The 23027-nt window shown below is 71.7% G+C and carries 20 protein-coding genes; 7 read left to right on the top strand and 13 right to left on the bottom strand.

Features of this window, described 5'->3' with window-relative positions; genetic code table 11:
• Nucleotides 1–5: 5 nt before the first annotated feature.
• The gene (locus LPW41_RS13115; protein ID WP_154097336.1) at nt 6–626 is read left to right on the top strand and encodes a TetR/AcrR family transcriptional regulator; all 621 of its coding nucleotides are present in this window, start codon (nt 6–8) and stop codon (nt 624–626) included.
• Between the two features lie 86 nt (nt 627–712).
• On the opposite strand, the gene LPW41_RS13110 is transcribed toward LPW41_RS13115, so the two are convergent.
• A complete protein-coding gene (locus tag LPW41_RS13110) occupies nt 713–2038 on the bottom strand; it encodes an MFS transporter (RefSeq protein ID WP_230705068.1) in 1326 nt (441 codons plus the stop codon).
• Nucleotides 2039–2182: 144 nt separating this feature from the next.
• On the opposite strand from LPW41_RS13110, the gene LPW41_RS13105 reads away from it, so the two are divergent.
• From LPW41_RS13105 to LPW41_RS13090, 4 genes are all read left to right on the top strand, one after another.
• Nucleotides 2183–2584, top strand: a complete 402-nt coding sequence (locus LPW41_RS13105; protein ID WP_144832664.1) for a PaaI family thioesterase — start codon at nt 2183–2185, stop codon at nt 2582–2584.
• Between the two features lie 307 nt (nt 2585–2891).
• Nucleotides 2892–3407 (top strand): RNA polymerase sigma factor, encoded by a 516-nt coding sequence (locus LPW41_RS13100; protein WP_187358464.1) that lies wholly within the window; start codon nt 2892–2894, stop codon nt 3405–3407.
• A complete protein-coding gene (locus LPW41_RS13095; protein ID WP_144832657.1) occupies nt 3394–4389 on the top strand; it encodes a hypothetical protein in 996 nt (331 codons plus the stop codon). Before LPW41_RS13100 ends, LPW41_RS13095 begins: the two co-directional genes overlap by 14 nt.
• On the top strand, nt 4386–4769 hold the full coding sequence (locus LPW41_RS13090; RefSeq protein WP_230705067.1) for a hypothetical protein: 384 nt from the start codon (nt 4386–4388) through the stop codon (nt 4767–4769). The genes LPW41_RS13095 and LPW41_RS13090 overlap by 4 nt, the downstream gene beginning before the upstream one ends.
• A gap of 7 nt (nt 4770–4776) precedes the next feature.
• Here the strand turns inward: LPW41_RS13090 and LPW41_RS13085 are convergent, their stop codons facing one another.
• Nucleotides 4777–5691 (bottom strand): aldo/keto reductase, encoded by a 915-nt coding sequence (locus LPW41_RS13085; protein ID WP_230705066.1) that lies wholly within the window; start codon nt 5689–5691, stop codon nt 4777–4779.
• Between the two features lie 54 nt (nt 5692–5745).
• Between LPW41_RS13085 and LPW41_RS13080 the strand changes: the two genes are divergently transcribed.
• Complete coding sequence (locus LPW41_RS13080) at nt 5746–5946, top strand: zf-TFIIB domain-containing protein (protein WP_230705065.1); 201 nt, start codon at nt 5746–5748, stop codon at nt 5944–5946.
• A gap of 19 nt (nt 5947–5965) precedes the next feature.
• Here the strand turns inward: LPW41_RS13080 and LPW41_RS13075 are convergent, their stop codons facing one another.
• From LPW41_RS13075 to LPW41_RS13055, 5 genes are all read right to left on the bottom strand, one after another.
• Nucleotides 5966–7099 carry a hypothetical protein gene (locus LPW41_RS13075; RefSeq protein WP_230705064.1) on the bottom strand — a complete coding sequence of 378 codons (1134 nt, stop codon included), beginning with the start codon at nt 7097–7099 and terminating at the stop codon, nt 5966–5968.
• Nucleotides 7100–7212: 113 nt separating this feature from the next.
• Nucleotides 7213–8289 (bottom strand): PotD/PotF family extracellular solute-binding protein, encoded by a 1077-nt coding sequence (locus tag LPW41_RS13070; protein ID WP_230705063.1) that lies wholly within the window; start codon nt 8287–8289, stop codon nt 7213–7215.
• A gap of 85 nt (nt 8290–8374) precedes the next feature.
• Nucleotides 8375–9364, bottom strand: a complete 990-nt coding sequence (locus tag LPW41_RS13065) for an ABC transporter ATP-binding protein (protein ID WP_230705062.1) — start codon at nt 9362–9364, stop codon at nt 8375–8377.
• Nucleotides 9361–10158 carry an ABC transporter permease gene (locus tag LPW41_RS13060; RefSeq protein ID WP_230705061.1) on the bottom strand — a complete coding sequence of 266 codons (798 nt, stop codon included), beginning with the start codon at nt 10156–10158 and terminating at the stop codon, nt 9361–9363. The genes LPW41_RS13065 and LPW41_RS13060 overlap by 4 nt, the downstream gene beginning before the upstream one ends.
• Nucleotides 10155–10976, bottom strand: a complete 822-nt coding sequence (locus tag LPW41_RS13055; RefSeq protein WP_144832636.1) for an ABC transporter permease — start codon at nt 10974–10976, stop codon at nt 10155–10157. The genes LPW41_RS13060 and LPW41_RS13055 overlap by 4 nt, the downstream gene beginning before the upstream one ends.
• Before the next feature lie 199 nt (nt 10977–11175).
• Here LPW41_RS13055 and LPW41_RS13050 point away from each other — a divergent pair, with 199 nt between their 5' ends.
• Complete coding sequence (locus LPW41_RS13050; protein WP_230705060.1) at nt 11176–12141, top strand: LacI family DNA-binding transcriptional regulator; 966 nt, start codon at nt 11176–11178, stop codon at nt 12139–12141.
• Between the two features lie 28 nt (nt 12142–12169).
• Here LPW41_RS13050 and LPW41_RS13045 read toward each other — a convergent pair whose 3' ends face one another.
• From LPW41_RS13045 to LPW41_RS13020, 6 genes are all read right to left on the bottom strand, one after another.
• Nucleotides 12170–12532, bottom strand: a complete 363-nt coding sequence (locus LPW41_RS13045) for a hypothetical protein (RefSeq protein ID WP_230705059.1) — start codon at nt 12530–12532, stop codon at nt 12170–12172.
• 113 nt (nt 12533–12645) lie between these two features.
• The gene (locus LPW41_RS13040) at nt 12646–16098 is read right to left on the bottom strand and encodes an LPXTG cell wall anchor domain-containing protein (protein WP_230705058.1); all 3453 of its coding nucleotides are present in this window, start codon (nt 16096–16098) and stop codon (nt 12646–12648) included.
• A 251-nt stretch (nt 16099–16349) separates the two neighbouring features.
• A complete protein-coding gene (locus LPW41_RS13035) occupies nt 16350–17819 on the bottom strand; it encodes an MFS transporter (protein WP_230705057.1) in 1470 nt (489 codons plus the stop codon).
• Between the two features lie 13 nt (nt 17820–17832).
• Nucleotides 17833–18966 carry an adenosylhomocysteinase gene (locus tag LPW41_RS13030; RefSeq protein ID WP_230705056.1) on the bottom strand — a complete coding sequence of 378 codons (1134 nt, stop codon included), beginning with the start codon at nt 18964–18966 and terminating at the stop codon, nt 17833–17835.
• A 173-nt stretch (nt 18967–19139) separates the two neighbouring features.
• Nucleotides 19140–20048 (bottom strand): aldose 1-epimerase family protein, encoded by a 909-nt coding sequence (locus tag LPW41_RS13025; RefSeq protein ID WP_230705055.1) that lies wholly within the window; start codon nt 20046–20048, stop codon nt 19140–19142.
• Nucleotides 20045–23005: a DUF5107 domain-containing protein gene (locus LPW41_RS13020; RefSeq protein WP_230705054.1), complete on the bottom strand. Its 2961-nt coding sequence runs from the start codon at nt 23003–23005 to the stop codon at nt 20045–20047. The genes LPW41_RS13025 and LPW41_RS13020 overlap by 4 nt, the downstream gene beginning before the upstream one ends.
• Between the last annotated feature and the right edge of the window lie 22 nt (nt 23006–23027).

Below are 23027 nucleotides of genomic sequence, written 5' to 3'. Positions count from 1 at the left end.
ACATCGTGAGCATCGCCGATTCCGCCACGACCTCGGGCGCCCCCGCGCGCCGCGGGCGGCCCGGATACGACCGCGAGGGCCTGCTGGCCGTCGCCGTGCAGTTGTTCAACGAGCAGGGCTACGACGCCACGAGCGTGGCCGACCTCGCCAAGCGTCTCGGACTGACCAAGTCGGCGCTGTACCACCACTTCTCCTCGAAGGAGGAGCTGCTCGCGGTCGCGCTCGAGGCGGCCCTGGGCGGCCTCGAAGCCGTGCTCGACGAGCCCGGCGCGCGCGAGGGTGCGGCATCCGACCGCCTGCGTCACGTGCTCACCGGCGCGACCGACGTGCTGGTGGCGCAGCTGCCCGCCGTCACGCTTCTGCTGCGGGTGCGCGGCAACAGCGCCGTGGAGCAGGCCGCGCTCGAGCGGCGGCGCGTCTTCGATCACCGCGTCACCGGACTCGTCGCCGAAGCCCAGGCCGAGGGCAGCGTGCGCGACGACGTCGACGCCGCCGTCGCCGCCCGCCTGCTGTTCGGCATGATCAACTCGGTCGTCGAGTGGTACCGCCCCGGGGGCAGCGTCGACGGCGACCGCCTCGGGGCCGACATCGTGCGCATCGCCCTCGACGGCCTGCGCACCGCCTGACCCGGCGCCCTCGCCTCGCGCGTGCTCCCACGACACCACGAAGGGGCCCCGCGCCGTGCGCAGGGGCCCCTCCTCGGCATCCGGGATCACGCCCGCAGATCGACGCCCTTCGGCTCCGTGATGAGCGAGACGGCGCCGAGCGAGATGAGCGCGGCGATCGCGATGTACACGCCGATCGTCCACGAGGCGCCGGTCGAGCGCAGCAGGGCCTCGGCGATCATCGGGGCGAAGGCTCCGCCCATGATCGCGCCGAGCGCGTAGCCGATCGAGACGCCCGAGTACCGCACGTTCGCGGGGAACATCTCGGCGTACAGCGCGGCCTGCGGTCCGTACGACAGGCCGAGGCCGAGCGTCATCACGAACAGCGCGACGAAGTACCAGACGATGTTCGCGGTGTCGATGAGGAACCACATCGGCACGGCCCACACGGCCAGCAGCAGGTAGCCGAGCTGGAAGGTGCGCACGCGTCCGAGACGGTCCGAGAGCCGGCCGCCCCACAGGGTGAAGCCGAGCCAGCCGAAGGATGCCAGGGTCGTGGCCAGCAGCACGGTGGGGCGATCCATGCCCAACGCCGTGACGGAGTACGTCGCGAAGAACGCGATGAGCAGGTAGCCCGCGGCGTTGTTGCCGATGAAGACGAACGCCGTCAGGGCGACCTGGCGCCAGTTCTTGCGGAACAGCTGACCGAGAGGGGCCGACGACTCCTTGCGGCGGCGCACGAGGTCTTCGAACACGGGGCTCTCCTCCACCGCGCGGCGGATGACGTATCCGACGACGATGAGCACGATCGAGAAGAGGAACGGCACGCGCCAGCCCCACGCGAGGAAGGCCTCGGCCGACATCGACGAGGTGAGGATCCACAGCGTCGCGGTGGCGAGGATCATGCCGACCGGCACCCCGATCTGCGGGTACGCGCCGAAGTAGCCGCGGCGGTTGACCGGGGCGTGCTCGACCGAGAGCAGGGCCGCACCGCCCCACTCGCCACCGGCCGAGAAACCCTGCAGCACGCGCAGGAGGATGAGCAGGATGGGGGCGGCCACGCCGATCGCGGCGTAGGTCGGGAGCACGCCGATGAGGGCCGTCGAGACGCCCATCATGATGAGCGTGAGCACGAGCATCTTCTTGCGGCCGAGGCGGTCGCCGAGCCATCCGGCCACGACGGCGCCGAGCGGGCGGAAGAGGAACGAGATGCCGATCGTCGCGAACGACAGCACCTGGGCGATGGCCGAATCGGTCTGGGCGAGAGGGGCGAGGAACAGCGGCGCGAGCACGAGCCCCGCCGCCTGGGCGTAGATGAAGAAGTCGTACCACTCGATCGAGGTGCCCACGAGGGTGCCGGCGAGCACGCGCCGTTCCTCTCGCGAGATACCTGCGGTGGGACGGGTGGATGCCGGGGCGTGGGTGGTGGCCATGAGAACTCCGTCGTTCTGTGGGCAGGGCGGTGGATCTCGATCGGATCTGTTACCGACCGAGCGTTCAGTAATAGTGTCAGAGCCGGACGCGCTCGACAAGAGCGCACGAGTCGGCTGCGCACGAGCGTGGCGGAAGGAGCAGTCATGCCGGTGTGGAGCATCGTCCCCGGAGCCCTCGACGAGCGTCTCGGCATCACCGTCACCGAGCAGTCGGCCGACCGGGTCGCGGCCTCGATGCCGGTGGAGGGCAACACGCAGTCGCTCGGGCGCCTGCACGGCGGGGCGACCGCCGCCCTCGCCGAGGCAGTCGGCTCGTGGGCGGCCATGATCCACGCGTCGGGCTACGACAAGGTCTGCGTCGGGGTCGACCTCAACATCACGCACCACCGCGGGGCAGGTGACGGGCGGATCCACGCCGTCGCCACGGCGGCGCACCGAGGTCGACGTCTCGCGACGTACGACGTCCACGTCACCGACGACGACGGCAGGCCGATCGCGACGGCCCGCATCACGAACCTGCTCGTCGACCCGGACGCGAAGCCCTAGCCGGACGGCGCAGTCGACGCCGGGCAAGGCGTCGCGACTCTGACATCCTGGAACGCATGACGGGTATCCGAGGGGTTGCGCCACCCCCATGCGGCGCAACCCCTCGCCCGTCGTCGTCAGACCCGAACATCGGACGACGGGCATGCGGGTGCCCTCTCGAAGCCGGAGACGGCACCCACCCCCACCAGTGCTGTGTCACCCCCGCCGCATTCCTTACACCGGGGTCGAAAAGTTTTTTCCGCGGCTCCGCCGTAAGGTTCACCGCCCTGGCGACACAGCCCGGGTACGAGCACGAGGAAAGACGGCGGTGACGGACGACGCGGGCTTCGTGGCGCTCTTCCGTGAGCACTACATCGCGGTCAGACGGTTCATCGAGCGACGCGTGTCGGATCGCGAGGCCGCCGACGACCTCACGATGGAGTGCTTCGAGATCGCGTGGCGCAAGCGGGATCCGCGAGAGCCGTTCGGATTGCCGTGGCTGTACCGCACGGCACGCAACCTCATCGCGAACGAGTACCGACGACGAGACAGGGAGGGGGCACTGTGGACGCACATCGAAGACCAGGTGCGCACTCTCTCGAGCTCGTCGGAGGGCGAGATGATCGAACGTCTGGTCGACGCGATCCGCGAGCTCTCCGAACGCGAGCGGGAGATCCTCTGGCTCACGTACTGGGAGGAGCTCTCGGCGACCGAGGTGGGGATCGTCGTCGGCGCCAGCGCGGGGACCGTCTGGACCCGGTTGAACCGCGTGCGGGCGAAACTCCGGCCCTTGCTCGAGGGGACCACCGTCTCGGCGGAGGAGGTGTTCGATGACCGACGATGATCTGACCCGCGCCCTGCAGCGCCTCGATCCGGCGCGCACCCCCCTCGACGCCCCGATCCCGCTCGACGCCGAACGTCGAGCCCGTGCCTTCGCCGCGTCCGCGCAGAACACGCGCCGCCGACCGGCCTTCGTGACGTGGGGCTCCGCCGCCGCGGTCGTCGTCCTCGTGCTGGCGATCGTGACCGGAGTCCTGTGGATGCCGAGTTCGCCGGCATCCGCCCTCACTCCCCAACCTCTGGCGTTCACCGTGATCTCCGACGACGCCTCGCAGGTGATCGCGCAGGCGCGGCAACGCCTGACCGACGGCACCGGACCCGCCGAGCCCGAGCGCCGCTCGCTCTCTCTCGGCTGGTACTTCAGCGGGTCGCCCGACGAGGCCGAAGCGACGGTGTTCCGCCGCGAGTGGGTCGACGTCCGGTGGAACGCCGACCTGTCCGGTTCGGTCGTGACGACCGCCGCCGAGGCGACGAACGCGGCGGGAGACACGGTCCCGGCCGGAGAACCGACGCCGGGCACCGTCGTGGGCGACCTGACGTTCGTGCAGAACCAGTTCGCGCCCCTCTCCCCCACCCCACCCGAGCCGACGGTCGACGCGATGCGGGCACTGGTGCTCACCTCGACGGGCGCCGGCGATCAGTTGACGGCGGGCGATGCGATGCTCGGGGCACGCGCCCTGCTCGGCGAGTGGACGCTCACCGGTCCGCAGCAGGCAGCCCTGCTCGAGGTCGTCGGCCAGGCCCCCGGACTCCGCGTGGTCGGAACGGCCTTCGACCGCCTCGGCCGCCCGGTCGTCGGTCTCGCCGCGGTGCCGTCGGGGCTGACCACGTCGGAGTCGACTCTGTTGCTCTCGGCCGACACGGGGCGCATCGTCGGGTTCGAATCCGCGCTCCTCGCCGACAGCGACACCCTGAAGCTCCCCGCGGGATCCATCACCGATTACACCCTCTGGGATGTCCTCGACAGGAAGGCGGACACCGAATGACCAGCACCGACCAGCTGCACCCCGACATCGCCGCGGCGCTCCGCGAGATCCCGGGCGGCGTCGTCATCGACTCCCATCACGCCGAATGGCCCGAGCAGGGCATGACCATGGACGCCCCCTCCGGCACCGAGCGCGCGGTCGGAAGCTGCGCCGACGGCAACGTCTGCGCCTTCAGCGGATCGAGCCTCTCGGGCACGCGCGTGTCGTTCTCGACGTGCGGCACCTACTCCCCCGGCATCACCGTGCGCTCGATCGCCGACGCGCGATCCTCCGGTTACGTCCAGGCGCGTTCGTCGTCGGGCGCGGTGCTGGCCACGGCGATCGCGACCTCGTGGGCGAACGTCTCGGGCACCGTCGCGACCCTGAACTGCGTGCCCTGAGCGCAGCTCACCGCCAGGGGCGCTCCGACCGCCGGCGCCAGTAGTCGTCGGGATCGGTCGCGAGCTCGTCCGGGGCCGCGACGGGGCCCGCCTGCACCCCGCGGCGCAGGTGCGCGGCCGTCGTCGCTCCGCTGAGCACGATGTCGGCCCAGGGCTGCGCTCGTGCGGCGCCGAGGGCGAACACGTCGGGCGAGAGTCCGGATGCCAGGCGGTCGAGGCGACTGCCCGGCTCGGCGCGCGCGAGCTCGCCGTTGGCGAGAGCCTCCTTCACCACCACCGTCCAGCCGTCGCCGTGGGCCGTCTGCAGGGCCGGCGCCACCGAGGTCTCGAGCAGGTTCCACGTCGACTGCACCACCGAGAAGGGGTGCTCATCGACCGCGAGGGCGGCGTGGATCACCTCGCCCTGATGCGGCCCGCTCGTCGACAGGCCGACGCGGACGCCGCGGTCGCGCAGGGCGCGCAGCCGGTCGAGCAGGACGGCATCCGACAGCGCGGGACTGTCGGGGGTCACCGAGTGGATGAGGTAGAAGTCCGGAGCCGAGCCCAGCGCCGCCAGCGTCTCGGGCCACTGCCGGTCGAACATGGCGACCGAGTGCTCTTTGCGCTCGTGCACCGCGGCATCCATCCGCCATTCACCGACGTAGGCGTAGCCCCACTTCGAACCGATCGTCAGCGCGGCGCGACGCTCCGGATGCCGTGCGAGCCACGACCCGAGGAACTCCTCCGCGCGCCCGTACGAGCGGGCCGCGTCGACGTAGCGGATGCCGAGAGCCCACGCCTCGTCGAGCAGCGCGTGCGCACGGTCGCGCAACGCCTCGATCGAGCGCAAGGCCGGATCGCCGAGATCCTCGTCGCGGGCCGTGGTGATGTAGGCGGGGCGGCCGACGGCGGCGAGGCCGAGACCGAGGCGGGCGACGTGCATGCTCCGACGCTAGCGGCGGGGAACACGACACGACAGCGCGCGGTTGCACCCGCCATGACCTTGCGCGACCCGTACACCGACGACCGGCAGCCGATCTGCCCGGCGTGCGGGGTGACGATGCATCCGCTGCTCGACGAGCAGGTCACCGCCGACGAGTGCCGCGAGTGCGGCTTCCAGGTCGACTGGGCGGCACCGGATGCCGCGCGGCCCGACGACGATCGCGGCTACCGCGACCGCTGGGCCGACGAGAGCTGAGGCCCCGACCCCCGCGGCGTCAGCGTCCCGACGCGGGCGCCACCAGGTCGAACTCGGCGTCGAGCGCCGCGATCTCCGCTTCGGCCGCGGCGACCGCACGGGCACGCTCCGCGGCGGGAAGCCACGACGCCTCGAACGAGGAGACGGCCATGCGGCGCACCTGGTCGGCGGTGGCGCCGATCTGCTCAGAGACGATGCGGTACTCGGATGCCAACGTGGTGGGGAACATGCCGGGGTCGTCGGAGCACGGGATGACGTTGAGGCCCGCGTCGAGCATCGCCGAGATCGACGCGCGTCGCCACGGACGCCACGACCGGCGCGAGGTGGTGGAGGCGACGGTGAAGGCGACCTGCTGATCGCGTAGCCGCGCGACGACCTCGTCGTCTTCGAGCACGTAGTAGCCGTGGTCGATGCGGTCGCAGCCGAGCTCGTCGAGACACGTGATCGTGTTGACGGCGGTGGGGGCGTGCTCCGACGAGTGGGCCGTGCGGCCGAGGCCCGCCTCGCCCGCGAGCCGGTACGCGTCGACGAAGCGCTCGGGGGGACCTGCGGTCTCGAGGTTGTCGAGGCCGATGCCGGCGACGTAGGGGTGCGGGTTGTCGACGACGCGGCGCACGACCTCGAGGGCTTCGTCGCCGCTACGGCTGCGGTCGATGCCCTGGATCATGAGCCCCGTCATACCGAAGTCGCGCTCGGCACGGCGGATTCCCTCGGCGTAGGCCTCGACCGCGCCCGAGTAGCCGAGCGAGGCGAGATGCGGCGGGAGCGCGTCGAAGAAGAGCTCGAGGTGACGGGTACCGCTGAGGCGGTGGGCGTCTTCGAAGGCCTCGTAGACGATGCGGGTCAGATCGTCGGCGTCGCGCAGCACCTCGACCACCCAGTTCGACACCTGGAACAGCGAGTACGACACGGCGGGCTCATCGGCGCCGCGCTCCTGAGGCACCGGGATGCGGGTGTGCCGATACAGGGCGGGATCCGGCGGCAGCGAGTTGATGTCGGCGAAGATGCGCTCGGGGTCGGCCGGCAGGGCGAGCGACTCCCGTCGCGCCAGCTCGGCGAACGTCGCGGGGCGCACCGTGCCGATGAGGTGGCAGTGCAGATCGGCCTTGGGCAGGCGGTGGAGGTACGCGGCGGGCAGGGGCTGTGCGGACATGGTGGAGCCGTTCATGCGTGGTGGAGCGGAGGGGACCCGGCCACCGAGCGGGGGGATCTCGGTGGCCGGGCGGGCGGTCGCCCGGCGTGGGGCACGGACGACCGGTCGGGGGGTCAGCGCGAGGTGACCTCACGGGCGAAGCGTTCGACCCACTGACCGCGGTTGGGGAGGATCTCCGCCGGGTCGAGCGTCGAGTAGCCGGCGGCGACCGGGTCGGCGGCGATGTCGCCGACGACGGCGGTGATCTCGGCGGGGATCTCGGCGTCGAGGGCGACGGGCAGGTCGCCGACGATCTTGGCCGACTGGCTCTGGGCCTCGGTGGAGAGCAGGTAGTCGACGAAGGCGGAGGCGCCCTCGACGTTCGGCGCACCCGCGGGGATCATGGCGCGGTTGGTCGCCATGTAGCGACCCTCGGTCGGCGCCGTCCACGCGACCGGCTCACCCGAGGCGATCAGCGTGGTCGCGAACCCGCTCAGCGCGTCGGCGGCGACGATCTCGCCCTGCGTGAGCAGGTTGGTCACCTCGGTCGACGACGAGTAGAACTGCAGGATGCCGGGGGCCCAGCCGCCGATGGTCGAGTAGGCCGTGTCGATGTCGAACGGGCCGGTGCCGAACGCGTCGGCGACGCCCGAGACGGCGAGCTGACCGGCGGTGACCGAGATGTCGGGGAACGCCAGGCGACCGCTGAGGGCGGGGTCGGCGTACAGCGACCAGTCGGCGGCCTGCGCCGCGGTGACCTCGCCGGTGTTGTAGATGGTGCCGTTCAGCTGGTAGCTGTACGCGGGGCCGTCGAAGCCCTCCTCGACGGCGAAGTCGGCGATGTTCGCCAGGTTGGGCACGTTCGACTCGTCGAACGACTGGAACAGGTCTTTCTCCTGTCCGGATGCCGCGAAGGTGTCGGAGATCAGCATCACGTCGATGCCGGGATCCCCAGCGGCCAGCTGCAGCTGCGACAGACGGTCGGCGTTGCTGCCGGTCTCGACCTCGACCTTGATCCCGGTCTTCTCAGTGAAGGGGTCGATGACGGCCTTCTGGAACTCCTCGACGCCGAACGGGAAGGTGCTGACGACGATGGTGTCGCTCGCCGCGGCATCGCCGCCGCCGGAGGAGCCGGAGCATCCCGTGGCGATGAGCGCGGTGGCGGCGAAGACGGACGAGGCCGCGAGGATGCGGCGGGGGGTGCGGTTCATGCGGTGTCCTCTCGAACGGCGGGCGGGGCCGGCCGACGTGTGCGGTGGGGCGGGGCGGGTGGAGCAGGCAGGGGAAGCGCGCGGGTCAGGCCGCGAGCCGGATGAGTCGCGCGGCGGGTGCCGACACGGTGACGCTCTGGCCCGGGCGGGCCGTGACGTCTTCGTCGCGGACGTCGGCGACGAGGCGGACCGTCTCTCCGGCGCGGTCGACGGTCTCGACGGTGACGAGGCGGTCGACGCCGCGGTACGCCACGTCGGTGACGACGCCGTCGATCGAGAGTCCGGATGCCGCCGACGCACCGAGTGTCAGGTGCTCGGGCCTCACGGTGGTGAGCGACCCGTCGGCATCCGTCACGAAGTTCTCGTAGCCCAGGAACTCGGCGACGAACCGGTTGGCCGGAGCGCCGAACACCTCGGAGGGAGCGCCCTCCTGCATGATGCGGCCGGTGCGCATGAGCACCATGCGGTCGGACATCTCGAGAGCTTCGTCCTGATCGTGGGTGACGAGCACGACGGTGAGGCCGGTCTCGGCCTGGATGCGACGGATCTCGGCGCGCATCTGCACGCGCAGGCGGGCGTCGAGGTTCGACAGGGGCTCATCGAGCAGCAGCAGGGTCGGGCGGATGGCGATCGCGCGGGCGAGGGCGACACGCTGCTGCTGCCCGCCCGAGAGCTTCTTGGGCCGGCTCGCGGCGAGATGCCCGAGCCCCACGAGGTCGAGGGCCTCGGCGACCCGGCGTTTGCGTTCGGTCGGGGCGACCTTGCGCAGCTTCAGGCCGTAGCCGACGTTCTCGGCCACGCTCATGTGCGGGAACAGCGCGTACGACTGGAACACCATGCCGAGGCCGCGCTTCTCGGGAGGCAGGCGCGTGGCATCCGTTCCCGCGATCATGATGCGCCCGGAGGTGGGCTGCGTGTAGCCGGCGAGCATGCGCAGCGACGTGGTCTTGCCGCACCCGCTCGGGCCGAGCAGCGTCGTGAGCTTGCCCGTGGGGATGGCGAGGTCGATGTCGTCGACGGCGGTGAAGTCGCCGAAGCGCTGGGTGACCCCGACGAATTCTGCTGCAGTGGTCATCGGTTGATCCCTCCGAAGATGCGGGCGAAGCCGACCGTGCGTTCGGCGATGACGGCCACGACGACCGTGCTCGCGAGGATGATGGTGCTGGTCGCCGCGACCATGGGGTCGTAGCTCTGCTGCACGTAGTCGAGCATCGTGACCGGGAGCGTGCGGAAGTCGCGGCTCTGGAGCAGCAGCGACAGCGGCACGTTGTTGAACGAGGTGACGAAGCTCAGCAGCCCGGCGGAGAAGATGCCGGGGCGCAGCAGCGGCAGGGTCACGGTGAAGAAAGTGCGCACCGGCGAGGCGCCGAGGCCGCGGGCGGCTTCTTCGACACCGGGGTCGGCGAGCGCGAGCGAGGCACCCGTCACGCGCACCGCGTACGGGAGCATCAGCACCGTGTGACCGATCAGCAGCACGGGGAAGTTGTCGAGACGCAGACCGATGATCAGCTGCTGGTAGAGCGCCAGGCCGACGACCAGCTCGGGCACGATCAGCGGCGACAGGAACAACCCCTCGACGATGCCCTTGCCGGGAAGACGGCCGCGATGGATCGCCAGGGTCACCGGCACGCCGATCACCAGCGCGAGCAGCGTTGCGAGCAGGGCGAGCTCGAGGCTCGACACCAGGGCCGACAGGAACGGGTCGTACGAGAAGGCGGCTTCGAACCAGCGCAGCGAGAAACCCTCGGGCGGGAACTTCAGCGAGCGACCGGCGGTGAACGCGGTGGCGACCACGAAGAGGATCGGAACGATCATCACGATGTAGCCGGCGACGGCGAGCGAGGCCGCGACGGGACGCGAGGTCTTCACGAGGTGGCCCCCCGTCGTCCGACGACGGCCGACAGCCCCGACACCGCGAAGACCAGGACGGTCATGATGATCGCGGTCGCGCTGGCGGCGGCCCAGTCGATGCTGACGCTCGAGTACGAGTAGAGCTGCGTCGACAGCATGCGCTGGCTCGACCCGCCCAGAAGGTACGGCGTCGTGTAGGCGGTGACGCTCCCGGCGAAGACCAGGGTCGCCGCCACCACCATGCCGGGAGCCGACAGCGGCACGACGATTCCCCAGAAGGTGCGCGTGCGACCGGCGCCGAGTCCGCGGGCGGCGTCGTCGAGGCCCGGGTCGACCTGGGCGACGGCGGAGTAGCACGAGATCACCGCGAGCGGGAGGAAGAGCTGCGTAAGGCCGAGCACGATCGCCAGCTCCGTGTAGAGCAGCTGGGGCGCCTTCTCGACGAGCCCGAGCCCGACGAGCAGTTGTCCGACCGCGCCGTTCGAGCCCAGCAGCACGAGCCAACCGAAGGTGCGCACGACGTTGCTGAGCAGCAGCGGGAAGATCGCGAGGGCGAGCAGCACGCCCGCCCAGCGGGAGGTCGAGCGGGCCAGCAGGTACGCGATCGGGAAGCCGAGCACGATGCAGACGATCGTGACGATGAGCCCGAGGCCGACGGTGCGTCCGATGATCGCGAGGTCGTAGGGGTCGGTCAGCATGCGGCCGAGGCGCTCGAAGATGTCGAGCGCGCTGACTCCGGGAGGTGCGAAGAGCATCGCCACCGAGGGGACGAGGAACCCCACCAGCAGCAGCGCCAGCCCCGGCAGGGCGAGCAGTCCGGTACGGCGTGACAGCACGGGCGGACTCCGTTCGTGAGGGGGTTTGCAACCGGTTGCGCAACCGGTTGTTACCACCGTAGGGCGCTCGCGAGCCGAAATGCGACCCCTCGTGTAAACAGCGTGTAAAACGCCGTGCCGCCGCCAACGCAACCGGTTGTCACGGCTCAGTAGGATGATCGGACTGTGCGCGAGGCTCGCGTCAGCGGAAGGGGAATCCGTGACGACGCTCGCCGACGTCGCCGCTCTGGCCGGTGTGGCCAAGTCGACGGCATCCCGGGCGCTCGGGCGCCCCGATCTCGTCGCCCCCGAGACGGTCGCGCGCGTTCGCGCCGCCGCGGTGCAGCTCGGGTTCGTTCCGAATCGCGCGGCCAGTCACCTCGCCCGTGGCGACAGCGGCATCGTCGCCCTCGTCGTGCCGACCCTCGACAACGCCTTCTTCACGCCCATCATCGCCGGGGCGCAGGCCCGCGCTCGCGCATCCGACCTGCAGCTCACCGTCGCGGTGCACCCGCTCGACGACGCCGACGACATCGTGGACCTGGGGCGCCTCATGCGTCAGGTCGACGGATGCATCCTGGTCGCCCCGCGCGCGCCCGACGTTGTCGTGCGCGAGGTGGGCGCCTTCGGCCCGACAGTGCTCGTCGACCGGGAGGTCGCGGGAATGACCTCGCTCGTCGCCGACACCCCGCGCGCCTTCGCCGACCTCGCCGCGCGCTTCGCGGACGACGGGCACCGGGCGATCGCCTACCTGGGCGGTCCGGAGGGATCGTGGCAGGATGCGCAGCGGAGCGCGGCGATCGACCGGGCGGTCGGCGACCGCGTCGCGCTGACCCGACTGGGACCCTTCCCCGCGACCTTCGCGGCCGGGGTCGGTGCGGCCGATGCGGTGGTGACCTCGGGCGCGACCGCCGTGGTGCCCTATGCGACGTCGATCGGGCTGGGACTCGTCTTCGCGCTGAGGGCGCGGGGAGTCTCGTCACCCGGCGAAATCGTCGTGAGTGCCGAGCGCCTGGTCGCCGAGGCCATCGGGGCCGACGAGGTGCCGGCGATCGACGTGGACGGCGACGAGCTGGGCCGCGAGGCGATGGCCGCGCTCGTCGATCTGCTCGCCACCGGCGCCGACGCCGGCGAACGACGCCGCCTCGACGTGGCGGTGCACTGGCCCGAGACCACCCCGGTCTGACGCATCCCGGGCCGGTGCGGGTCGCCGCTCAGATGAAGTCGGCCGTCGCCGCCTGAGCGATCGTCCGCTCGCGCACTTCGTGCTCGTACAGGACCGACGCCTGGTTGACCCCGACCGGTCGTCGCACGAGTTCGCCCACGCGCCGTCGCACGAGCTCGGCCGGGGTGTCGGCGGCGACGACGAGCACCGTCACGTCGACATCCGCTCCGCGCTCGCACGCGGAGCGCTGCAGCAGCGAGAACGCCCACCGCTGCAGCCGGTGATGCGCGCGGACCGGGAGCGGGAGGCGCGCCTGCACCACGGCGACGACGTGCGGCCCGGCGGCGCCGGTGCCCCACACGGCGAGTTCGGCGGTGTGCAGCAGGCAACCGGGTTCCGATGAGGATGACACCGTCGAGCGACGACGGCGAGGGCGTATCCATGTCTCCTGATTTTGAGATAACGCACGTCCGCCCGGTCGAGACGCCGGCAGGGCGAGCTCGACCGGGCGGACCGGCATCGTCGTCAGATCTTCCGAGCGACCGGATCGACGCCCTGACGACGGCGACGGATCACCACGGCGAGCGCCCCGGCACCGAGCAGACCCGCACCCGCCACGAGCAACGCCCAGACCTCTGCGGTACCCGTGCGCGCGAGCTGGTCGCCGGTCGGCTGCGCGGCGGGCGCAGGGTTTCCGCTCGCCCCGCCGCCCGTGCTCGCGGGGGCACCCGACGAGGGCGAGCCGCCGGCGTCGCCGGATCCGGGCGCGTCGGCCACCGTGAACGACAGCGGCTCGGAAGCCGACGCCGACGCGGTGTCGGTGCGGTCGAACACCGCCTTCACGACGTACGTCCCGGCCGGCAATCCGTCCGGAACGTCCAGCTGAGCGCTGCCGTCGACGAGCGTGGCCGAGGCGAGGACGCGCTCCGTCTGGTCGAAATCGGTCGCGGCCGGCACGACCACCAGGTGCACCGTGCCCTCGCTCGCGCCGTCGACGGTCGCCGTGAAGCGTAACGCGCCGCCCGCGGTGAGCGTCGAACCGCCGTCGAGCGTGACGGTGGTCGAGGTGGGAGTCAGCACCGCGATGTCGACGTCCAGCAGCCGACCCGAGCCTTCGCCCTCCGCCTCGGCGGCCCGCACACCCCGCGCGGCGTCCGCCGGGATCTCGACCTCGACCGTCGCCGTTCCGCTGGCGTCCGCGACGACCGAGGCGATCTCCTCGCCCGCGAGGGTGAAGCGGACGGTCTCACCGGCGCGGAAACCCGACCCGGTGAGGGTGACGGAGCCGCCCGGGGCGACCTCCGTCTCAGACGCGGAGAGCCGGCCCGGGGTGAGCGCGGCCGCGAGCTCCGCGCAGGCATCCCCCTGCACTCCGACCGGGGCGAGCTCGGGGCTGTCACCCGTCACGCCGTCGTCCTCCCGCACGGAGAGCCGTCCGAACGCGTCCGCCCCCATCACGGCATCCGTCGAGTTCGTCGCACTGATGACGAACGACGAGGTGGGGGTGGCCGACGCGGTGTCGTTGCCGACGATGGGGACGGTCACGGTTTTGCAGATCTCCCCTGGGGCGAAGACGACCTTTTGCGAGGCCGACGACACGACACCGTTGCCCAGCACGCTGAACCACGCGGTCACCGTCGCCGAGTCGGCGTGATTCAGCGCCACCGCCACCTGCGCGGTACTCGGGCCGTCCGTCTCCTCCACGATCGTCGACCCGACGCCCACCGTGGTCCGCTTGCGGACGTCCGCGGCGATGCTGGTCGGGGTGTCGAAAGCGAGGTCGGAGAGGTAGAGCCCACCCGCCCCGGTGCCGTCGGCGCCGACCGCGGCCGAGAAGCGCACCTCGCGGACGTCGGTGAGGTCGACCCCCAGGTCGGAGAGCGGGATCGTCACCTGCTGCAGCACGAACTTGTTCAGCACGGCTTGAGACCCGCCCGGCATGCGGTTGACGGCGAGTGGGTTGATGTCCGACACGGCGCGGCTGAAGACGCGGCCGGAACCGTCGACGACGCTGACCACGACATCGGTGCCCGAGGTAACCGTGCGGTCGGGGGCCATCTTCACCGTGAGCTGCGACCGCTTCGACACGTCGCGCGAGCCCGGCGGCAGCGACACCCGCAGTTCCCCGGTGCTCGGGGTCGCCGGATCGGTCCCGCCGCTCCACACGAACCGCGTGACGGGCGTGGCCTCGACGTTCAACCCGAACCGCGCCGGCGTCCAGTGCGGCACGCGAGCCGACCCGATGTCGCGGGTGGTGCAGTACGGCATGGCCGGCGGGATCGACGACGACGTCTCGGCGTTCGCACACACCTGGGCGGAGGCCGCACCGGTGGTGCGCACCAGGGTGCTCGGCGAGGCGAAGTCGGTCACCAGACTCGTCGCCGACCCGGGCTGCGCCGCCATGACGCGCACGTCCGCGAAGGCGGTACGCGGCGTCGACGGCGTGGTCGACCCGTCGAACAGCGACTGGAACTGCTTCTCGTGCCCCATCGTCATGCGGAAGAAGCCCGTCATGTACGACACGCCCACCTGATACTGATCGGCGGCGGTGAGTCGGGTGGAGTCGGTCGTCGAGCAGCTCGAGGTGAGGTCTTTCGTGCTCCAGTCGTCGCCGGTCGCGTAGGGGTACTTCCCGGGCGTCCAGACGGAGTTGAAGAAGTTGTGGTTCGCCCCCATCACCCACACCGCCGACCGCAGCACGTCGTCGCCGAAGGCGTGACGCGAGTCGTCCACGAAGTGCTGGCCCTGTTGATTGACCACGTCGCCGTCGCAGTAGGGCAGCACCACGCTCATCGGAACGTCGGGAACGGTCATACGGCCGAAGTCGACGGGCGCCAGGGGCAGAACGGCGGTGATGCCGAACGGCTGGGCCCGCGCGGCGTTCAGGGTGACCGCCGCGGTCACGCCCTCACCGCCTCGAGAGTGCCCCATGATCCCGACGTCGTCCAGGTCGAAGCGGCCGGCGAGGCTCGCGGCCGTCACCCCCGCCGCCGCGGTCGCCGGTGCGTCCGAGCGGGTGGTGGCGTAGGCGAGCGCCTGATCGAGCGTGCGCGTCACGGTGGTCGACGACCCCTGCGCGTCGGGCCAGCTCACGTCGTCGTACGAGACGGGTCGACCGGCGTCGACGGCCGCGAGCATGTCGAGGGTGTCGAGCACGAGCTGCCCGCGTGCGCGCGCGCCGAAGTCGAGGGCGAACGGGTTGTCGTTGGCGTTGATCGCGTTCGCGGCGATCGACACGACGTTGTAGCCGTGCGAGGCCAGGGCGCGCCCGGTCCCCTCGTAGCCCTGGTACGACCGCACGTTCACCTGGCTGGGGTCGCACGGCCAGCGCAGGGTGTTCGCCGTTCCGGTCGCGCACCAGGCGTGGCGGCCGTGCAGCAGGATCACGGTGGGGCGCTCACCCGGGGCGTCGGTGAGGTACATCTTGCCGGTCATCTCGCCCCGGATGCCGCCGATGCCCTGCAGCGCGATGGCGCGGTCGCCGAAGTCGTACTCCACCTCGGTCACGGAGTTCGGCCCCGGGTCGGCGGGGTCGTCCGCCCCGGAGAACGTCGTCGCCCGCGGGGCGGCCTGCTCGTCGTCGGTGCGGGAGGAGATCTTCGCGGTCGGGTCCTCCGCCGCCTTGTCTCCTCCGCCGGAGGCCCAGCCCTTCTCGACGTCGTGCGCGGAGACGACGCGGGAGTCGGAGGTGGACACCGACAGGGTGAGCCCGTCGGCCGACTCGGTCGCGAGACCGATCGTCTCGCCGTCGACGAGAAGGGTCGGCGCGTCGCTCACGATGGGGAGCGGCTCGTCGAGTTCGTAGCTGACCAGGTAACCGCCCGGTGCGGAGGTGATGGACCAGTCGTCGCCGGAGGCGAGAACGCCTCCGGGCGGGGCGGCTGTTGCCGCGGGGGCGAGGCTGAGGACGAGCGCGGACGTCAGGACGGTCGCCGAGAGGGCGGACCAGCGTGCGCGCGAGGACGCGAGTGATCGCATGAGGCTCCGATGCGGGTCGAGTGCGGGATTCGGGTGGCGCATCGCACCGATCGGTCGGTACGCCCCGTCAGGGTAGGGTCCGACCCGACGCCGTCCGGGGCCCGCTGCACTCCTGCGGACGCCACCACCGAGACGCGGCGGGAGCCGCTTCACCGCCCGGCAACGCGGCGAAACAGGGGAATCACCTCGGAACCCACCCCTGACGCGCACGAGAGCGTTCCGCCCGAGCGCGGCGAAGCGCTACCGGCCGCCTACCGCTCGCGGTGGCGCCGCACCTCGATCGCGCTGAGCAGCATCGCCGCCCCCGAGAACACCACCGACACCGAGAGGGCGAGGGTGAGCGCGTCGGCGAAGGGAACGGCATCCGGTGCCGGAGTACCCGAACCGCCCGCACGGGCCGCGGTCCCGACGGCGAGCACGAAGCTCGTGCCCAGCACGGTCTGGCCGATCGACGATCCCACGCGCTGCGCGGTCTGCACGACGCCCCCGGCGACCCCGCCGCGTCGGGGGTCGACGTCGGCGAGGGTCAGCGTCTGGTTGGGCGTGACGATCGCGCCGCCCGCGACGCCGAGCACGAACAGCGGCACGCACAGGCGCAGGATCACGGTGACCGGATCGGTCGCGTCGGCCGCCGTCTGCACCAGCACGCCGAGGATCACCGTGACGGTCGTGAAGACCGCGACCGCGCCCACGAGCAGCGGGCGCCCCACCCGCGAGACGAATCGGCCGGCGACGGGTGCGCCGACCACCGATCCGATCGCGTACGCCGTGACGCCGAGGCCCGACTGCAGCGCGGTGAAGCCGAGTCCGTCCTGGTAGTACAGCGCGAGCACGAGGGGGATGCCGGTGTTGCTGCAGAAGAAGACGATCGCGAACACGACGCCCGTGACGAACGAGCGCACGCGGAACAGGCGCAGGTCGAGAAGGGGCCCGGCATCCGCCCTCGTCAGACGCGCCTCGTGCCGCACGAGCCCGAACAGGAAGACCGCCGCCGGGATCAGCAGGAGCAGCATGAGCGGGCCCCCGCCCTGGCCGGTCTCGACGATCGGGAACAGCAGACACAGCACGCCGGCGCCCAGCAGCACCGCCCCGAGCACGTCGACGCGCTGACCGGATGCCGCGGCCACGGGCTCGTCGGCGGGAACCCACCGTCGGGCGAGCAGCACCGCGGCGACACCGACCGGCACGTTGATGAAGAACACCAGACGCCAGCCGATGTCCGGCCCGCCCGCCGAGATCAGCAGCCCCGCGATCACCGGGCCGAGGGCGGTGCCCGCGCCGACCGTGAGCCCCAGGCGCCCGAAGGCCCGGCCCCGCTCCCACGCCGGGAACGCGTTCTGGATGAAGCCCGAGACCTGCGGCCCCATCATGCCGCCGAACAGCCCCTGCACCACCCGCGCCGCGATCAGCAGGCCCGCGTTCGGTGCGAGACCGACCGCGGCGCTCGCGATCACGAACCCGAGCACGGCGATCGTGAAGATGCGCCGCCGCCCCCACCCGTCACCCAGTCGTCCGCCGATCACCGGCACGAGCGCGAAGGCGAGCACGTACCCCGTCACGATCCACTGGAGTTCGCTGGCATCCGCCCCGGTCGAGCGCCCGATCGACGGCAGGGCGACGTTGGTCACGCTGACGTCGAGCAGGGCGGCGAACTGCCCCATCAGCATGACCGAGAGCGCACGCCATCGACGCGGGTCGGGAGCGGGGGCGGATGCCGTCACGAGGCGCCGCGACTCAGTTCGCCGTGCGCAGACGCAGGAAGGCCTCGGCGATCCCTCGGTCCACGGCATCCGGAACGGGGTGCACCCCGGTGGCGACCTCGCCCCGCGCGACGGCGGCCAACGAGCGCGCCTGCAGCGTCAGCCCGAGGTCCATCGCCTCGATCGGGTTGCCGAGCCCCGCGACGAGGTTGACCATGTTGGTGTCGGCGATCACGTGCACCGCGCGGTCGCCGGGCAGGGCGTAGGTCGCGTGGAATCCCTCGGTGGCGACGGGCCGGCCGAGCGCGGCCAGATCCATCTCCCACGGGTGATGACCGACCCCGGCGATGATGAGGCCGTGCGGGAGGTGCGCGATCTGCGCGGCCCCGAGCACCCCGGGTGCCCCGGTGGCGAGGAAGACGAACCGGGCCTGCGCGAGCGCCTCGTCGAGCCCGGCGACGATGAACCCCTCGAGCGACGCCTCGAGGGCGCGGTAGGGATCCGTGTCGACCACCGTCACGACGGCACCCAGCTGGCGCAGGGTGTGCGCGGTCCCCCGCCCGCACGGACCGAACCCGATGACCGTCGCCCGCGAGCCGGGGATCATGAGGTTCGTCGCGCTCATGAACGCCTGCACCACCGACTGGCCGACGCCGAAGCGGTTCTCGACCAAGAGCTTCAGCGGACTGTCGTTGATGACGACGATCGGATGCCGCACCTCGTGCTCGCGACGGCGCAGGACGATGCCGCCGGTCGTCGTCTCTTCGGTCCCGCCGCGCAGGTGCTTGGCGGGGTGACCGTCGAGCACGCCGCGGAACAGGTCGCCGCCGTTGTCGAGGATGAGGTGCGGGTCGCTCGCGAGCACCGCGGCGACGCGCGGGGCGTCGTCGTCGCGGGCGGCGTGCACGGTGACACCGCGATCCCGCAGGTCGGCGACGGTGTCTTCGCGGGTGGTCCCGGGCGAACCGGTGAGCGAGACCTGTGCTCCGGCCTCGACGAGCAGGCGCACGAGCACCGCCGTCTTCGGCTCGATGTGCAGGCACATCGCGATGCGCAGGCCGTCGAACACCGGCGCGAGCTCGCGGACGGCCTCGCGGGTGAGGGGCATGTGCGCGTCGGCCCATTCGAGGCCGGGCGCGGGAGGGGTGGGGTAGGTACGGGTGGTCATGGCGATCCGATCAGTGAGGGGTGGCGAAGAACGACACCCGCGTCACTGATAGAGCTCGGACCGGTAGGAGTGGTCGCCGAAGATCGGGGCGGGGTGGGACCCGCCGCCGTGACCCGCGGCGATCGACATGCGCTGAGCCTATGCCCGCGAGCGAAGGGGGAGGGCTTCGGAGCTCAGAGAGCGCGAAGCTCCCACCACAGCGACGTCGACTGACCGGGCTCGAGCAGGCGCAGATCCACCCCGGAGCGGAGGGCGTCGGGTGGACAGGTCGACGGTTCGACGGCCACCGCGTGCCGGTACTCCCCCGCGGGTCCGTGGTCGGCGGTGTAGACCTGCAGCCAGGGCGAGCTGCCGTCGACCCGCAGCTCGACGCCCGTCCCGTCGGCCGGATCGACGAGAGAGACCCGGACGATCCCCTCGTCGTCGGGTCGCAGCGCTGTCAGCGCGTTGTTGACGACCCGGTCTGCGATCGGCCGTCTCCGACGCAGGTCGTATGGAGTCCCCTCGACGGGCACCCGACCGACGGGGAGCATCCTGTCGCCCGACACCAGCATCACCTCGTCGGCGGGGACCGTGAGGGTCCACCGGTCGATTGCCGACGGGACCGCAGGTCCCGCCACGAGGGAGGGGTGCGCTCCGAGCCCGACAGGGGCGCGCTCTTCCGACTCGTTCGTCGCGGTGATCCGTTGTTGGATGCCCTCCTCGGACACGACGGTCGAGACGTCGAGTCGCATCCGCCAGGGGTAGCCCGAGGGCCGATCGATCACCGTGCTCAGCACGGCGGATCGCGCGGTCCGCGCGGCGACGTCGAACAGCGTTCGCGTCACGAGGCCGTGCACGGCCGTCCGGGTCGTCGGTTCGGTGATCTCCAGCTCGTGCGTCAATCCGTCGAACTCGTAACGACCGTCCGCCGTCCGGTTCGGCCACGGTGCCAGCACCGCACCCCTCATCGACGGGTCGAACCCCGGCGGGCGCGCGGCGACGAGGTCGCGCCCCCGGTGTCGCGCGGAGCGCAGCGCGGCGCCGAACGGGGTGACGACGGCCTCGTAGTGCCCCGCCGTCAGAACGACGTCGTCGATCATCCCCTCTCGTCCTCGCGGTGGAACAGCAGCAGCTCGGGCAGGCTCGTCGCGAAGTAGTCGGTGACCCCGTCGTCGCGGACGGCGGCGGGAGCGACGTAGCGCGGGCGCGCCTCGCCCAGAGACGGCGGCGGGTCGGCGGGCGCGAGACCGAGCGCGGCGTTGGTCTGGTCCCACGCGGCCAGCGCGCGCCCCTCGCCCCCTTCCCACGGGTGGAAGGCCCGACCGAGCAGGATGCCGCGCGCCTCCCCCGCACGTCCCTCGGAGGTCAGCAGCGTGACGTATTCGATGGTGAGGTCGTCGCGGGTCAGCACGACCTCGCGCCGTTCGTCGAGCACGGCGAGACGATCGGCCGTCGAGTGCCCCAGCTTGGCCGCCAGCTGATCGCGTTCGAAGAGCAGCCGCGCGTCGTCGGGGGCGGTCCGCGTCGCCTCCTCGTAGAGGTTCCACGCCGCGTCGTCGTCGCGGGCGACGGTGAACTCCGCGATCGCGGCGTTGCGCAGCAGCACCACGTCGCGAAGGCCCCGCTCCATCGCCTCGCGCCACCGCGCCAGGGCGTCCTCGCGCCGTCCTTGCCCGTAGAGCAGGTTGCCGAGCAGGAAGCGGGCGACAGCGTCGGAGTCGTCCGCGGCGATCGCGGCGCCGAGGGCGTCGAATGCCGCGAGTCCGTGCGGGAACGCCCACGTCAGATCACTGTCGCGCGCCGCCGATCGCGCCGCGGCGGCCGCATCGGCCTCGCCCCGCTCCTCGAGAGCGGCCGCGGTGAGATAGTGCGCGAGGGGGATGACGTTCCCCGCCGCACAGACCGGGAGGCCCGTGACGCGGGCGAGGAGCCCGAGAGCGTCGTCCACCTCACCGAGATGGAGGAGGTCGAGGGCGGTGTCGAGCAGCAGACCGGGGTCGTCCGTACCGGGCGCGCCCGAGAGGTGCCGCGCGGTGGGGTTCAGGGGCTCGACCGCGAGCACCTCGCGCAGGACGAGGTCGGCCTCGGTCGCCCGCTCCGCGCGGCGCAGGAGCACGGCCCGCAGTACCTCTCGACGACTGTCGTACGCTGCGACCCCGTCGAGCGAATCGAGAACCCGCAGGGCCGCCCGGGTACGACCCCGGCGCGCGAGTGACGACCCCAGCTCGAAGCCGGCGGCCGCCGCCCACGTGCCGTCCCATCCGGCCTTTCCGAAGGCGCGCTCCGCGTCGATGGGCCGCCCCAGTCGCTGCAGGATCAGCCCCCCGAGGTAGAAGGCCTCGGCATCCGTCGGGTTCGCGTTGCGGCGCGTGAGCCGGCTCACGGCGGTCTCGACGTGGCGGAGCGCCTCGGCGTACTCGCCCGAGCGGTATCGCGCGTCGCCCAGCGCGAGGTTGACGCGCACGTCGCCGGGATCGCGGTCGAGGGCCGCTTCCCAGTACGAGAGCGGAGAGCGCGTCGGGTGCCGGAACTGGCTCAGGTGCAGACCCGTGAGATACAGCTCCTCCACGGTGTCGATCTGCGCGGGGAGCGGGGGTTCGTCGGCCACCCACGGTTCGGCGTCGTCGACCACCGAGGGCGTCCACCGCACGAGGCTCGCCCCGCCCGCGGAGCGCAGCTCGACCTCGAGCGCTCCCTCGACAGGCCCCTCCCACACGATCTCGTCGACGGATCCCGGATGCAGATCCGCCCGCCGCTCCGCCACGACACGGCCGTCCACGACGATGCGCATCACCGCCGCCGGCCGCGGCGACGTCACGGCGAAGACCGCCCGCACCCCCTCGGCGCGATCGACGTGCACCGCGGCGTCGGGGGTCGCCTGATGGGCGGGTCCGAGGGCGGGGATCGGATACCAGTACTGCGAGAACGTCTTCGTCTCGCCCGGCAGGAGCCAGCTGAAATCCGGTTGATTGTCGGTGTAGACGCCCGCCATCAACTCCACATACGGACCATCTTCGTCGGTCAACTGCGCATCCCAGGCGTGGCCGAAGGGAGCGTCTCCCCACGTCCACTGCTTCTTTCCGGGTGAGATGCGGCGCTCCGCCCAGTGGACGAAGCCCGCCCCCGCGCCGTGGTCGTACCCGCCGAAGAAGTCGTCCTCCGAGTCGACGATCATGTACGAGGTCGGCACGGGGATGTTCCGGTAGAAGTCGATGCGGTCGGCCGCCGGGACCGCCTCGGGCGCGGCCGCGGCGAGCGCGGCGTAGTCGACACCGTAGTAGGGCCGGTCCGCGCGGGGGAACGCCGTCAGAGCACGACGCGCGTGATCGGCGACGTAGCGCACGTCCTCGGGGAAGAACGACTGGTAGTCGTCGTTGACCCGAGCGGCGACGTTCGCCCACCAGAGGAAGGTCTGGCGCTCGCTCGTGCGGTTGTGCAGGCGCACCGCGACCTCGACGACCGTGCTGCCGGGGCGGATCCGCACGCCGTGCTGCGCGGCCATGCGCGTGAAGGGGTCGTGGTCAGCGCACCATACGGTGACCGAGCCGTCGTCACCGTGCTCGATCGACGTCTCGACGGGCAGGTGGGTCGCCGGTCGATGGTGCTGCGGCCAGTTGAACTCGACACCGCCGCTGACCCACGGGCCGGCGAGGCCGACGAGGGCGGGCTTGATGACGTTGTTGCGATAGAAGAAGTCGTAGTCGGTGGTCTTGTCGTAGGCCACGTGGATGCGACCGCCGAGCTCGGGGAGGACCACGAGACGGAGGTACTCGTTCTCCAGATGCACGGCCTGCCACTGCCGCGCCCGCGGCTCGTCCGACACCCGCTCGATGAACGGCAGCGGATAGACCTTGCCGCTCGACCCCTGGTACACGCGATGGTCGAGGAACATCGGGTACGCACTGGGCTCGTGGGCGTCGTACGTGCGGATGGTGAGCGGCTCGTCCCACGCGATCGCCCGCCCCTCGGCCAGCTCGTCGCGCAGGGCGCTCGGGGCGTCGGGGAGCTCGATCTCGGCCGGCCCGGGCGCGGTGGAGGTCTCGGGGTGCATGGTCATCGGACGCCTCCTCGGCGAGCAA

The organism is Microbacterium sp. JC 701, from assembly GCF_021026215.1.
GTDB classification, from domain to species: domain Bacteria; phylum Actinomycetota; class Actinomycetes; order Actinomycetales; family Microbacteriaceae; genus Microbacterium; species Microbacterium algihabitans.
This window is presented reverse-complemented; position numbering and strand designations above follow the sequence as displayed.

Bases quoted from the DNA above. Each gene is read 5' to 3' on its own strand.
- LPW41_RS13070 (WP_230705063.1), bottom strand. From the start codon at position 8,289: ATGAACCGCACCCCCCGCCGCATCCTCGCGGCCTCGTCCGTCTTCGCC.
- LPW41_RS13075 (WP_230705064.1), bottom strand. From the start codon at position 7,099: ATGTCCGCACAGCCCCTGCCCGCCGCGTACCTCCACCGCCTGCCCAAG.
- LPW41_RS13080 (WP_230705065.1), top strand. From the start codon at position 5,746: ATGACCTTGCGCGACCCGTACACCGACGACCGGCAGCCGATCTGCCCG.
- LPW41_RS13025 (WP_230705055.1), bottom strand. From the start codon at position 20,048: ATGATCGACGACGTCGTTCTGACGGCGGGGCACTACGAGGCCGTCGTC.
- LPW41_RS13105 (WP_144832664.1), top strand. From the start codon at position 2,183: ATGCCGGTGTGGAGCATCGTCCCCGGAGCCCTCGACGAGCGTCTCGGC.
- LPW41_RS13110 (WP_230705068.1), bottom strand. From the start codon at position 2,038: ATGGCCACCACCCACGCCCCGGCATCCACCCGTCCCACCGCAGGTATC.
- LPW41_RS13090 (WP_230705067.1), top strand. From the start codon at position 4,386: ATGACCAGCACCGACCAGCTGCACCCCGACATCGCCGCGGCGCTCCGC.
- LPW41_RS13030 (WP_230705056.1), bottom strand. From the start codon at position 18,966: ATGACCACCCGTACCTACCCCACCCCTCCCGCGCCCGGCCTCGAATGG.
- LPW41_RS13040 (WP_230705058.1), bottom strand. From the start codon at position 16,098: ATGCGATCACTCGCGTCCTCGCGCGCACGCTGGTCCGCCCTCTCGGCG.
- LPW41_RS13065 (WP_230705062.1), bottom strand. From the start codon at position 9,364: ATGACCACTGCAGCAGAATTCGTCGGGGTCACCCAGCGCTTCGGCGAC.
- LPW41_RS13020 (WP_230705054.1), bottom strand. From the start codon at position 23,005: ATGACCATGCACCCCGAGACCTCCACCGCGCCCGGGCCGGCCGAGATC.
- LPW41_RS13085 (WP_230705066.1), bottom strand. From the start codon at position 5,691: ATGCACGTCGCCCGCCTCGGTCTCGGCCTCGCCGCCGTCGGCCGCCCC.
- LPW41_RS13095 (WP_144832657.1), top strand. From the start codon at position 3,394: ATGACCGACGATGATCTGACCCGCGCCCTGCAGCGCCTCGATCCGGCG.